Source organism: Achromobacter aegrifaciens (genome assembly GCF_902859965.1).
Classification (GTDB): domain Bacteria; phylum Pseudomonadota; class Gammaproteobacteria; order Burkholderiales; family Burkholderiaceae_B; genus Achromobacter; species Achromobacter aegrifaciens.
Genome location: NZ_CADIKO010000004.1, coordinates 403509 through 414728 on the forward strand (window position 1 = coordinate 403509; position 11220 = coordinate 414728).

The window sequence follows — 11220 nt, forward strand, 5'->3', positions numbered from 1 at the left end:
CGGAGGAGACATCATGCACAAGAAAATATCGCAGCAACTGGTCCGCGCCTCGGCAGCCCTGCTGGCGCTTTCGATCACCGCCGCCGGCGCGTTCGCGCCCGCAGGCCAGGCGCAGGCGCGGGAAATGAAGATCGCGACCATCGCCGCCTCCAACAGTCCCTGGGACCATGCCATGCGCGCCTTTGCCGAAGAGGCCGCCAGGCAATCCCAGAACGAACTGCAGGTGCACGTCTACACGGACGGGCAATTGGGCGACATCAGCAAGATCCTCTCGTCCATGCAGCTGGGCACGCTGGACATGGGCTACTTCGGCCTCGGGTCCGTGGTGTTCCTGCGCGGCGCCCAACCGCTGAACATCCTGTATGCGCCCTATCTGTTCAAGAGCGGCGAACAGGCCGAGCGCATCATCAACAGCGACGAGTTCGCGCAGATCTTCGATGACGTGGCCAAGAAATCCGGCGTGCGGGTGTTTGCGGCCTTCGGCATACGCTCGCCGCGTGCGCTGCAGACCGTATCGCGGCCCATCAACAAGCCCGAAGACGTCAAGGGCCTGAAGCTGCGCATTCCGGCCATTCCCATCCTGAAGTCCACCTTCGAGAAGCTGGGTGCGCAGGTCGTGCCGCTAGGCATGACCGAAATCTACACCGCGCTGGGCCGCGGCATGATAGACGGCCAGGACAACGGCTTTGATCTTTCGATCCCGTTGCGCTTCCACGAGGAAGCCAAGTACTGGGCGGCGACCGACCACGCCTACGAGCTGACCGGCTGGTTCATTTCCGAACGCGTCTGGCAAGGCCTGGACGCCAGGCAGCGCCAGGCGCTGACCGAGGCGGCCAAGGCGGGCGGCAAGGTCGCCACCCGCCTGGACCAGGAGCTGGACGACAACGCAGTCAAGCTCCTGAAGGAAGCCGGCGTTACCTACACGCAGCCCGACAAGGCCGCGTTCAAGGCGGCGCTGGCCACCGTCTACCAGCAGTACGAAGGCAAGGATTGGCCGGCCGGCATGGTCGAACGCATCCAGAAGATCCAGGAGTAAGCCATGGCCGCGCCCATGCCCGCGCCGACCGTGCGCGCCTCGTCCCACGCGGCCTCCGGCTGGCGCGGCCTGGCGCTGAGCGCCGACCGCGCCGTGTGCTGGATCGGCCGGCTGGCGGTCGCCCTGACCCTGGCCATGGTGCTGGTGTTCTGCTTCGCCCAGGTCCTGGACCGCTATCTGCTGAAGACGCAGTTCGACGCCTGGGACCAGGTCGCGCGCATCGGCATGCTGTGGTGCGCGTTTGTCGGCGCGGCCATGGCGTTGCGCGAGCGCCGCAACGTGGTCATAGACATCATCGACCGCCATCTGCCGGAACGCGTGCGGCGCGCGCGCGACCGCCTGTTCGACACCTGCCTGCTGGCGCTGGCCGCCACCCTGTTCTACAAGGGCCTGGACGTGGTCGCCGTGGGCAACTTCCAGGACATCGTCGGAACGCCTTTCACCTACGCCGTCAGCTACGCCTCGCTGACCGTGGGCATGGTGTTCTTCATGCTGTTCCTGGCCCTGCGCCTGCTCATCCCCGACGCCCCCGCGCCGCAGGACGCCTTCGCGCGCGGCGAGCCCGACACCCCGGGAACGCATCCATGATCCTCTTCTCCGTCGTGCTTTTCGTCGTGCTCATCCTGGCCGGTCTGGACATAGGCTTCGCAATGATCACCGCCGCCCTGATAGGTATGCTGTTCAAGGGCGGCGGCGGGGTCGATATCGCCCAGGCGCCGCTGTCAATGCTGGGCGGCATAGACGAGACCGCCCTGGTCGCGATCCCCCTCTTCATCCTGGCCGGCGAACTGATGAACCGCGGCGGCGTCACGCTGCGGCTCATCAACTGGTCCATGGCCATGGTCGGGCATATGCGCGGCAGCCTGTCGCAAGTCTCGCTGACCACCAACCTGGTCATGGCAGGCATCAGCGGCTCCGCCGTGGCCGACGCCAGCGCCATCGGCACCGCCATGATCCCTTCGATGAAGCGCGAGGGCTACCGGCGCGGCTACCCCGAGGCGGTCATCGCCTGCGGGGCGATGCTGGGTCCCATCCTGCCCCCGTCGATCCCGATGATCGTCTATGCGGTGCTGGCCAACCTGTCCATCATCCGCCTGTTCCTGGCGGGCATCATTCCCGGCTTCATGCTGCTGGCGGGCTACATGGTCATATGCGCCTGGCAGGCGCGGCGCCACGGCTACCAATCGCGTCCGCGGGCCAGTTGGCCTGAGCGCGCCAGGGTGACGCGCGCGTCCATCTGGGCCTTGATGATGCCCGTCCTGATCATCGCCGGCATACGCTTCGGCCTGCTGACGGATACGGAGGCCGCGGCGTTCGTGGCCGTGTACGCCCTGCTCGTGGGCCTGGCCGTGTACCGGGAACTGAAGCCGGGCGAGCTGGGATCGGCGTTCTACTCGGCCGGGCGCACCATGGCCGTGGTGCTGTTCCTGCTGGCCGCCGCCGGTCCTTTCAGCTGGCTGATCAGCGAATCGCGCGTCGCGGCCACCATCGCCAAGGGCATCCTGGGTATCTCCGACCAGCCCTGGGTGGTGCTGCTGACGGTGAACGTGTTCCTGATCCTGGTGGGCAAGATCCTGGAGCCGCTGCCGGCCATGATCATCACGCTGCCGGCGCTGCTGCCTATCGGCGCCCAGCTCGGCATGGACCCCATCCAGTACGCCATGATCCTGATCCTGAACCTGATGACGGGCATGCTGACGCCGCCGGTCGGCATCCTGCTGTTCGTCACGTCCGCCGTGGGCCGCACGCCGATAGGCCCCATCGTGCGCGAAATCGTGCCCTTCTTCATCTGGTCGCTGATCGTGCTCGCGCTGATCTGCGCCTTTCCTCCCCTGACCTTGTGGCTGCCGCGACTGGGCGGCTGACCAAAATCCAAGCAGATGCAAACCATGCCACTTACCGGAATCCGCGTCCTGGACCTGACCCGCATCATCTCCGGGCCTTACTGCACATCCATACTGGCCGACATGGGCGCCGAAGTGATCAAGATCGAAGCGCCCGGCGAAGGCGATCCCATTCGCCGCCAGGGCGTGCTCAAGGACGGCCTGAGCTGGTACTTCGCCAACTACAACCGCAACAAGCGGTCAGTGACACTGGACCTGTACAGCGCCGAAGGCAAGGACATCCTGCGCCAGCTGATACCCCACTGCGACGTCGTGATCGAGAACTACCGGCCCGGCATCATGGACAAGATGGGCTTCGGCGATGAAGCGCTGAAGGCGTTGCGGCCGGACATCATCCATTGCAGCATCAACGGCTTCGGCGCGTCCGGTCCCTATCGCGACCGGCCCGCCTTCGACTTCATCGCCCAGGCCATGAGCGGCTTCATGAGCCTGAACGGCGGCGAAGACGATCCGCCCATGCGCGCGGGGCCGCCCATCAGCGACCTGGCCGCCGGCCTGAACGGCGCGCTGGGCGTGGTGGCCGCGCTCTTGCGCCGCGAGCGCACCGGCCGCGGCGACTCCATCAGCGTCAGCCTGCTCTCCAGCATGATAGGGTTGCTCAGCTTCCAGGCATCGAACTACTTCGCCAGCGGCGAGCTGCCTCCGCGCACCGGCAACGACCACGGCATCGTCGCGCCCTACGGGCTGTTCGAGACGGCCGACGGCCAGGTCGCGATCGCTCCGTCCAACGATGCCATGTACGAGAAGCTGCTGGACGCGCTGGAACTGCCCGAACTGCGCGTGCATCCGGAATTCCAGGCCAACGCCGACCGCATGCTGAACCGCGCATCCATCAAGGCTGCCATCGAGGCCCGCACTCGCCAGAAGGACAGCCACTACTGGATCGAACGCCTTAACCAGTACGGCGTGCCCTGCGGGCAGGTGCTGAACCTGCAGGAAGTATTCGACGACCCGCAGGTAGCGGACCAGCAGATGGCCATGGACGTCGCCCATCCCGATGGCCAGCAGGTGCGCATGCTGGGCTTTCCGATCAAGTTCGCCGAAGCGCCCTGCCAGGTCCGCAGCGCCGCGCCCGCATTGGGCGCGGACACCGATGCGGTGCTGGAGGAATTGGGCCTGTCGCGCGACCGAATCAGGGAACTACGCGAACAAGGAACCGTCTAGCCAAACAGGGAGCCTGAAACCGCCCGCCGCAACCGAATCCGCAGTACGCGTCAGCAGCATCCGCAGCAACCGACGTCTGGCGATCACGACCGGACGCGCCCACCAAGGAATGGAGACTACAACCATGCTACGTGCCCTAATGTTCTCGGCCTGCGCGCTCGCCGCCTGCGCCCCCGCCGCCGCGCAGCAGTACCCGAACCAGCCCATCCGCGTCATTGTGCCGTTCACGCCTGGCGGCGGCACCGACTTCCTGTCGCGCACCGTCGCCGCCAAGCTGTCCGACTCGGTCAAATGGAACGTCGTCGCCGAGAACCGGCCCGGCGCCGGCGGCACCATAGGCATCACCACCGCCGCACGCGCCAAGCCCGACGGCTACGAAATCGTCATGGGCCAGGTCGACAACCTGGCCGTGGCGCCTTCGCTCTACACCAAGCTGGCCTATGACCCGGTCAAGGACTTCGAACCCATAGGCATCGTCGGTGAAGCCCCCCTGGTGGTCGTCGCAAGCAAGAACGGCCCGTACAAATCCCTCAAGGACCTGATCGCCGCCGCCAAGAAAGCGCCCGGGACCATCAATTACGGCTCGCCCGGCGCAGGCACCATCACGCACCTGGCCGCCGAACTGCTGCAGCTCCAGGCGGGCATCAAGCTCGTGCATGTGCCTTACAAGGGATCGGGTCCGGCCATGGCCGACCTGCTGGGCGGGCAGGTCCCCGTCATTTTCACGTCCATCCCCTCGGCCGCGCCGCAGATCAAGGCCGGCAGCGCCGTCCCGTTGGCCGTGACCTCCCTCAAGCGCAGCCCCGCCATGCCGGATGTGCCCACCGTCGCAGAATCCGGCTATCCGGACTTCGACGTGCGCGTATGGTACGGACTGCTTGCACCCGCCAACACGCCCAAGCCCATCATCCAGACGCTGAACACGGAACTCAACAAGATCCTCGCAATGAAAGACGTCCAGGATGCGCTGGCCGCGCAAGGCGCAACCGCCATGCCCACCACCCCCGCGCAGTTCTCCCAGACTATCGCCGCGGATTACAAGAAGTGGCGCGGCGTCATCCAGTCCGCCAACGTGAAGCTTGAATAGTCTTTGATCCAGGTCTTGCGGCGGCCATCGATCAATACCTCAAACCGCCGCAGCATTTCAACGCACACGCGGCCTCGAAAACAGCCTAGACCAAACGCATGCATCGCCTCATGCGTTTGCACGACGCTTCCCTGGGACGCGCCGCGCATGCGCTTGGATGATGGGCCGCAGCAGCATTGACAGGAATTTTGCCAGTCGAGACGATGACCTCAGCGCCACAGGTTTCAACGTGGCGCCAGTGAAGGAGGCTCATCATGTCAATCTCATGCAGACGACTGGAGGATGTGATTGCGGTCTCGGCAGCAGGAGACCAGTACCGGATCGAGCGACATATCATTCAAGAACCCGCGACGGACGAAAGTCCCGATCCACACATAGTGCTGCAATGCCGCCTCTCCACCGGCGGCGCCGTGATCTGGGAAGGGAAAGATGTGTACCGGCTGAAGTCAGGCGAAATCCTCAGACCAGTGAATCGGCGGAAGAAAAAGAGTCCTTTTGAAGGGTAGCGAAGAAAAGCCCGCGGCTTGCGCCTGCGGGCTTTTGTTTGGGAGGCGGGCAACTGCCCGCCACAACGTGGCACTCAGGCCATGCTCAAGCCCGCGTGGTGATGACGAAAGTATTCCCAGCGGCCGGCGTACCGTAGTACGTGGCTCGCCACTGCCCCGACGCGGTGCTCTGTTCGCCCCACATCTGTCCCAGCGTTCCGGTGGTGGTCGTAATGTCGGCCATGACCATTGCGGGTTGCTCCGCGCTGTCGCAGATAGATTCGCCCAGTGAGGTTACGAAAGGATAATCGACTTGGGCGGCCGACAACGTCGGCGTAACGCTCCGCGGGCGTATGGAGCGTGCCATCCACGATCGGGCCATGGTCCTGGACTTGAACAGAATACCCAGTCATGTTGCCCGGAGAACTGGAAGTGCGAGGCTCCGGAAGAACGGTTGCATCATCATCGACATGATGCTTCATTGCTGCCGAATTCTCGGCCGAGCGCTTCAGTTGCTGTAGGGAAAGAGTTCTGATCGTCATGTGATATCTCCGGGAAATTTGCCGCTGCTGGGCTAGGGGGCATTCTCTGTTCGCGTATCCGGTCTACATGGCTTTCTCCTGGATGGACGAAAAAAAGCCCGCGGAGTGCGGGCTATCTGTTGCAGCATGACCTAGCGGATCGCAGCCTCACGACGGGCCGAACCGGGATTTCTCCCAGCTCTGCACCGCCGCACGTTGCCGTGCCGCACACTCTCCGTACAACGCAACCAGCGCGATATAGCTGCGCGCCAGATCGTCCCAGCTATCGCTCGTCACCTCGGGCACTGGCGGGCACGGCTGCGCCAGGTTGGCCGGCAGAATTGGCCAGGCGGCCGGCCTCGTTGATGTAGCGCAGCCGCTCAGCGTCAATGTGGCAGCCAGCAGGTAAGGGACTCTGGACTTCGACACGGGTGTACCTTTCGATGATCTTGGGCCTGGCGTCGCGCAACGCGGCAAGCGCGACTTCCAGGGATTCGGAGATTCCGCCCAGGCGCGCGGTCTGGCGCTGGAACTCGGTGAGCTCGGCCAGCGTATAGTCGGCGTTTGCCCGATCGACTCCGGCGCGGTACTGAACGGCGCCATACCAGCGCACACACAGGAAGGCGGCGGCCACCAGGACGGTGCCGATCCGATACGGCGCCAACGCGCGCAGCGATGCGTTCATGCGCGACCCTTCCAGTTGCGTGGAATCTGGAAATGCGGGCCGTCTTTGAGCGTCTTCCAGTCGCCGCCCCACTCCACCGGAACGCCGAGTTCGGCCGCGCAGGCCTTGACCACGCCAGCCAGGTCAGCGAAGGCCTGCCAGTCGTTCCAGGGAATTGCCTTGTTCACGAGTGGTGCCAAATCTACCGCATGGGCGAGACCATCGACCTGCGGCAGGTGGTAGCTGGCCATGGTCTGGCTTACACCCTTGGCCACATTCTCTCGCTGCTGAGCCAGCGTGCGCGCACCTTCAATCACAGTAAAGTCCACGAGCGTGCGCTCGTTGGCTAGTTTAACCACGGCTACCAGATCAGGATGCACCCCAACCAGGCGCTTCAGACTCCGCTGCGACAGTTGGAAACTGCTCATTGCTTCAGGCTCCCTACATGTATGAACCGCTACGGCGCTGCACGCCGCCACTCGCCGTCAGATAGATGCCCTTTAGCGCCGCGTCCCCCAGCCACCGCCAACCAACGGAAAAGCGCCAGGCCGCCACAAAGTTGAGGGAGATAATGCTTGCCCATGTCACGCCCCTGTACCCCGCACGCGGTCGATCACAGCCTTCCACAGAGCGCTAACAGGCGCCGCCTGAACGATCTCCCAAGCGCGAGACATGATGGCCATCCCGAACATTCCGGTCAGGAATCCGGCCAGTCCCTCCGGGATTCCCAAGACCAGCGCCAAGTACGACGACGTGTAGTAGGCCACCAGCGATCCGCTGATCGCCATACTGAGACGCGCCAGCCATGACCCTTGCATGTATCGCATGGACACCGCCGCGCCAAGCACACCGGCGAATTTCGCCGCGAAGGCATCGAAGTCTTGGATACTCAATCGCATCCCCTATAGACGTAAAAGGGCCCGCAGAAGCGGGTGGGTTAAGCGGCCTGGTCCGGTCGCTCGGGCCAGACGACATTGCTCGGATATCCCGGTTGTTGATCGATGCGATTGATTGCGACTCGATAGCGCTTCCACGCAAGCAGCATGGCATGCTCTGCCTCCGTCGCCACCCCAATATCAATCGCGTCTTGCAGCGGAGAAATAGCGGATGTCGCCTGAGCCAATAGCGCGCTTTGACGCCTCCGATTCGCAGCTCGAACTTGGTCCGCAGAAAGGACGAGTTCTTGCAGCGACGGTCGACCGTTGGGTCCGGCAACGATCATCTGACCAAGACATTGGCCGTTCATAAGCTCCTGATACGCCATGTCAGAAATTTCCATGGCGTCATTGGGGATTGCGTCGCTATGAACTTCCACAGAATAAAAGCCGCCCGTCGAAGGTGAGTAGTACATAGTTTCTAACGCCCCAAAGCAAGGTACCGGACACTAACTTGACCGGCAATCGAGGACTGAACCCCATTTACGAAGACCGCGGAATTCGTCGCCACTTGTGTCGGTGTGCCGATCAGGCTAACCATCATGTTGAGAGAGCCGGCTTCCTGGCCAGCAGTTGATATCACCAAGTCGCAGGAGGTAGGAAACGCTAGGGGGAACGTCCAAGGAGCAAACCCTGCCGCGTTGCTCAAGACCGTGCTCTGCTGGATGATCAACCCACTGGGCAACCTAGAAAATTGGGCCTCAATGTAGTTCCCCCCCTTGAATGCATCCGCCAACTTCTTCGGCGTCGTCAACACGGTATCGTCGGTCATCGCCTGAGCCTGCAAAGTGCTTGCAATGCCCGCGCCCAATGCCACCCAGTTAGCACCATCAGCATCTGGATTCGTCGTGTTGTTGTCGACGAGATTCAACCAGCTGCCATTCCCGCTCGCCTCGGCCAGAACCGCGCCTTTAGGATAGCCCCCCACGGCCGTCGAGAATGCAGCATCAAACGGATATCGGCCGCCCGCCTGTCCCCACCGTACAGCCGCGCTCAAGAAATTGAGGATTCCATTGAAGTCGGCACCAGAGGGGGGTACGCCACCGGCAGCCAATGGTGTCATCGTCAATGGCGGGAAACCATCAGTGAACGACGCCGCGCCTGGGGTGACACCGATCTGTGAGGCCACCGGGATTGTGCTCTTGGTTCCGCCTTGTGCGAACGGCACGGCGGATTTGATTGGTACGTTGCTAGCCTGCATGGATAAGCCCCGAAGAAGTGAAAAAGACACCGGATCCAAAGGGCTGCATCAGCCCTTCGTTGAATCCGAAAGTTGTGGATATGTCGACCTGCAACAGGTTGGCCAAGACCGCCGCAGGCTTGGGAATAGCGCCGGACTGAGTCAAGATGGCGATCTCGTACGGCTCTAGCGCAAACTCGAACACATACCGAAATTCCATGTATCCCGTATCAGAGACATAACAGCGGCCACGACCCGCAAAGAGATTGGACAGCAGCCGGTTCAAACTGGGCGACGTGCAATCCGAGATATTGGCCAGCGCCTTGACCAGGATCAGCGTGCGATACGCGTCATCGGCAAGCCGATATGTCTGCGTGGCCTGCTCGCCTGTGTAGAACGGCGCCTGATTGAAGGGCTGCCAATTCAGCGCCTCGTCAAACCCCAGATAGGTGACGTCTCCCGGTATCGTCAACATCCGGCCGACGTCCACGATCCTGCCCCAGATGTCCAGCCCGAAGCCCTGCGCGGTCTCGACGTTCCAGACGAAGTCATGGAACGCGTCGAAATCGGCGTCGGGATTGATGTAGTCGTCCATGTTGTTGATCAACTGGACGAGCGTGGGGCTGTTGGCGTATTGACTGATAAGGGTCCGGGCCGCCAGCCCCGGCTTAGGCACGACGCTCATATCAATGTCACCGCAATATCGTTGGCCGTGATCGTGGGCCGGCGGTTGATCGGAACGGCCAGGCTGGCGGCCGATGGCGTATCGGAGCCCAGAAGCAGGGACAGGATGGAGACCACCGGGCTCAGCACCGAAATGGGCGCGTAGAACCGGCTGGAATAAATGGTCGATCCGATGCGTGCGCGCTGCCCGCCATCTCCGCCGTTGAAGGCGTCCATGATCGCCTGCTTAGTCAAGGCAACGATGTCCGATGGCAGGGCTGGGTTGTCCGCCAGTTGCACCGCGAAACGCACGGGCAACGCGGCAGGGGTTTCCCATGTCACGACATACGACGGGTAGGGATAGGCATATCCCTCCTTGTCCTCCACGGTGTACGAGGTGTTGCCGTTGTAGTCGGAGCCATTGCTCTTCTTGCGCCAGATGGCGTCCGCGATGTCCGCCGCCTCGCCGCCCGTCACCGCGACCCAGATGGAGTGTGGACGCAGGACGACGCCGCCTACCGTCTTCGGCACGGAGAGATCGTTCTCCGTCACGTAGGCGTCGATGACGCCCTCCACGTTCGCCACGTTGGCGTAGATTGCGGGGATCGAGCCGCGGGCGTTCAGCGCTACCGACTGCCGCCGGCGCTCCTCGAACTCGGCCCGGCTTTCCACATGGCTGCCCACCGTCCCGGCATCCGCGTTCGACACCGAGTCCCAACCGGGAATGGCCTGATAGATCTGGTTCAGTGCGCCAGGCGCGCAATCCACCGGCCCGTCGACCGAGCAGGCGAATGGCAGGTCGACGCGTCCGCTGGCCGGTATCGTTCCCGCCTGCGTGCACAGGTACAGATTGCCATCCACCGCCTGCGCGCGCGCGCCCACCGGTATCGTCACACCCGCCAGGCCCGTGCAGGTGGCGATGACGGCGGTGGGCGTACCGGGCTTGCGGTCCAGGAAGTAGATCCGTCCGATGGCGTCCTGCATCCGCCCTTGCGCATAAGCCGGGTCGACCTGATTCACGTAGGACGCGAACTCGTTGTTCTTGTCGCCGATGATGGCGGTGGTGCTGGAGGCCAGCTGGCCCTGGGGCGTTTCCAGCGCGGGATTCAGCCCGCCACCGAAGGCCGAGTCCATGTCAGACAGGACGCCGGCAAGGATGGCGGATTCGTTGGGCAGCACCAGCCCTTCCGGCGTGAACTGCACGCGCGGCACTTTCGAGATGTTCGGCATGGTTTCCTCAGAAGCTGACGGTTTGCGTCGTTCCGTCTTGCAGGGTGATTGCGACATAGCCCGCCAGGGCGCGGTCGGTATAGGAGGTCAGCGTGCAGCCCGCGTCGGCCACGTCCGGGACAGTGAGCGCGGCTCGCCGGACGTGTTCCCGCACCAGCGCCAGCGGCGGCTGATGGCCCAGGAATTCTTCCCAGTACGGAACGCCCGAGGCGGTGTTGTAGAACAGCTCCCCCTTGAAGAGCTTGATGGCGCTGGCGACGTCTTGCGCCACGGCGTAGGGCTTGGACGCCAGTGCGATATTCCCCGCGGCATCGAGCACCAGGTCCCAGGCCGTCCGGTCTAGCAGCATCG

At 63.4% G+C, this 11220-nt stretch carries 16 protein-coding genes; 6 read left to right on the forward strand and 10 right to left on the reverse strand.

Annotation, left to right across the window (positions count from 1 at the left end):
* Positions 1 to 13: 13 nt before the first annotated feature.
* The 6 genes from HV793_RS26415 to HV793_RS26440 all read left to right on the forward strand — a co-directional run bounded on the left by HV793_RS26415 (position 14) and on the right by HV793_RS26440 (position 5697).
* Positions 14 to 1036, forward strand: a complete 1023-nt coding sequence (locus tag HV793_RS26415) for a TRAP transporter substrate-binding protein (RefSeq protein WP_175214166.1) — start codon at positions 14 to 16, stop codon at positions 1034 to 1036.
* Between the two features lie 3 nt (positions 1037 to 1039).
* Positions 1040 to 1624, forward strand: coding sequence for a TRAP transporter small permease (locus tag HV793_RS26420; protein WP_119450078.1), 585 nt, complete (start codon positions 1040 to 1042; stop codon positions 1622 to 1624).
* A complete protein-coding gene (locus HV793_RS26425; RefSeq protein WP_175214167.1) occupies positions 1621 to 2901 on the forward strand; it encodes a TRAP transporter large permease in 1281 nt (426 codons plus the stop codon). Before HV793_RS26420 ends, HV793_RS26425 begins: the two co-directional genes overlap by 4 nt.
* Positions 2902 to 2925: 24 nt before the next feature.
* Positions 2926 to 4104 (forward strand): CaiB/BaiF CoA transferase family protein, encoded by a 1179-nt coding sequence (locus tag HV793_RS26430; protein WP_225589088.1) that lies wholly within the window; start codon positions 2926 to 2928, stop codon positions 4102 to 4104.
* A 124-nt stretch (positions 4105 to 4228) separates the two neighbouring features.
* Positions 4229 to 5191: a Bug family tripartite tricarboxylate transporter substrate binding protein gene (locus HV793_RS26435; RefSeq protein WP_054453299.1), complete on the forward strand. Its 963-nt coding sequence runs from the start codon at positions 4229 to 4231 to the stop codon at positions 5189 to 5191.
* A 254-nt stretch (positions 5192 to 5445) separates the two neighbouring features.
* Entirely contained in the window at positions 5446 to 5697 is a 252-nt protein-coding gene (locus tag HV793_RS26440) for a hypothetical protein (protein WP_125472828.1), read from the forward strand.
* An 85-nt stretch (positions 5698 to 5782) separates the two neighbouring features.
* Here HV793_RS26440 and HV793_RS26445 read toward each other — a convergent pair whose 3' ends face one another.
* The 10 genes from HV793_RS26445 to HV793_RS26485 all read right to left on the reverse strand — a co-directional run bounded on the left by HV793_RS26445 (position 5783) and on the right by HV793_RS26485 (position 11218).
* Positions 5783 to 5920: a hypothetical protein gene (locus HV793_RS26445; protein WP_166738422.1), complete on the reverse strand. Its 138-nt coding sequence runs from the start codon at positions 5918 to 5920 to the stop codon at positions 5783 to 5785.
* Between the two features lie 445 nt (positions 5921 to 6365).
* Positions 6366 to 6587, reverse strand: a complete 222-nt coding sequence (gene lysC, locus HV793_RS31300) for an Rz1-like lysis system protein LysC (RefSeq protein ID WP_425265257.1) — start codon at positions 6585 to 6587, stop codon at positions 6366 to 6368.
* Positions 6481 to 6882, reverse strand: coding sequence for a hypothetical protein (locus tag HV793_RS26450; protein ID WP_175214168.1), 402 nt, complete (start codon positions 6880 to 6882; stop codon positions 6481 to 6483). Before HV793_RS26450 ends, lysC begins: the two co-directional genes overlap by 107 nt.
* Positions 6879 to 7289 (reverse strand): M15 family metallopeptidase, encoded by a 411-nt coding sequence (locus HV793_RS26455; RefSeq protein WP_054453303.1) that lies wholly within the window; start codon positions 7287 to 7289, stop codon positions 6879 to 6881. The genes HV793_RS26450 and HV793_RS26455 overlap by 4 nt, the downstream gene beginning before the upstream one ends.
* 156 nt (positions 7290 to 7445) lie before the next feature.
* Positions 7446 to 7754: a hypothetical protein gene (locus HV793_RS26460; protein ID WP_054453305.1), complete on the reverse strand. Its 309-nt coding sequence runs from the start codon at positions 7752 to 7754 to the stop codon at positions 7446 to 7448.
* A gap of 44 nt (positions 7755 to 7798) precedes the next feature.
* Positions 7799 to 8212: a tail fiber assembly protein gene (locus HV793_RS26465; RefSeq protein ID WP_082400894.1), complete on the reverse strand. Its 414-nt coding sequence runs from the start codon at positions 8210 to 8212 to the stop codon at positions 7799 to 7801.
* Positions 8213 to 8217: 5 nt separating this feature from the next.
* On the reverse strand, positions 8218 to 8997 hold the full coding sequence (locus HV793_RS26470; RefSeq protein ID WP_125472833.1) for a gp53-like domain-containing protein: 780 nt from the start codon (positions 8995 to 8997) through the stop codon (positions 8218 to 8220).
* A complete protein-coding gene (locus tag HV793_RS26475; protein ID WP_054453311.1) occupies positions 8987 to 9661 on the reverse strand; it encodes a DUF2612 domain-containing protein in 675 nt (224 codons plus the stop codon). Before HV793_RS26475 ends, HV793_RS26470 begins: the two co-directional genes overlap by 11 nt.
* A complete protein-coding gene (locus HV793_RS26480; RefSeq protein WP_175214169.1) occupies positions 9658 to 10869 on the reverse strand; it encodes a baseplate J/gp47 family protein in 1212 nt (403 codons plus the stop codon). Before HV793_RS26480 ends, HV793_RS26475 begins: the two co-directional genes overlap by 4 nt.
* 7 nt (positions 10870 to 10876) lie before the next feature.
* Positions 10877 to 11218, reverse strand: a complete 342-nt coding sequence (locus HV793_RS26485; protein ID WP_244958706.1) for a contractile injection system sheath initiator — start codon at positions 11216 to 11218, stop codon at positions 10877 to 10879.
* Positions 11219 to 11220 lie beyond the last annotated feature (2 nt).

Coding starts and splice junctions, on each gene's coding strand:
- HV793_RS26440 (WP_125472828.1), top strand. CDS start 5,446: ATGTCAATCTCATGCAGACGACTGGAGGATGTGATTGCGGTCTCGGCA.
- HV793_RS26430 (WP_225589088.1), top strand. CDS start 2,926: ATGCCACTTACCGGAATCCGCGTCCTGGACCTGACCCGCATCATCTCC.
- HV793_RS26435 (WP_054453299.1), top strand. CDS start 4,229: ATGCTACGTGCCCTAATGTTCTCGGCCTGCGCGCTCGCCGCCTGCGCC.
- HV793_RS26475 (WP_054453311.1), bottom strand. CDS start 9,661: ATGAGCGTCGTGCCTAAGCCGGGGCTGGCGGCCCGGACCCTTATCAGT.
- HV793_RS26450 (WP_175214168.1), bottom strand. CDS start 6,882: ATGAACGCATCGCTGCGCGCGTTGGCGCCGTATCGGATCGGCACCGTC.
- HV793_RS26445 (WP_166738422.1), bottom strand. CDS start 5,920: ATGGCCGACATTACGACCACCACCGGAACGCTGGGACAGATGTGGGGC.
- HV793_RS26425 (WP_175214167.1), top strand. CDS start 1,621: ATGATCCTCTTCTCCGTCGTGCTTTTCGTCGTGCTCATCCTGGCCGGT.
- HV793_RS26470 (WP_125472833.1), bottom strand. CDS start 8,997: ATGCAGGCTAGCAACGTACCAATCAAATCCGCCGTGCCGTTCGCACAA.
- HV793_RS26415 (WP_175214166.1), top strand. CDS start 14: ATGCACAAGAAAATATCGCAGCAACTGGTCCGCGCCTCGGCAGCCCTG.
- HV793_RS26480 (WP_175214169.1), bottom strand. CDS start 10,869: ATGCCGAACATCTCGAAAGTGCCGCGCGTGCAGTTCACGCCGGAAGGG.
- HV793_RS26485 (WP_244958706.1), bottom strand. CDS start 11,218: ATGCTGCTAGACCGGACGGCCTGGGACCTGGTGCTCGATGCCGCGGGG.
- HV793_RS26465 (WP_082400894.1), bottom strand. CDS start 8,212: ATGTACTACTCACCTTCGACGGGCGGCTTTTATTCTGTGGAAGTTCAT.
- HV793_RS26420 (WP_119450078.1), top strand. CDS start 1,040: ATGGCCGCGCCCATGCCCGCGCCGACCGTGCGCGCCTCGTCCCACGCG.
- HV793_RS26455 (WP_054453303.1), bottom strand. CDS start 7,289: ATGAGCAGTTTCCAACTGTCGCAGCGGAGTCTGAAGCGCCTGGTTGGG.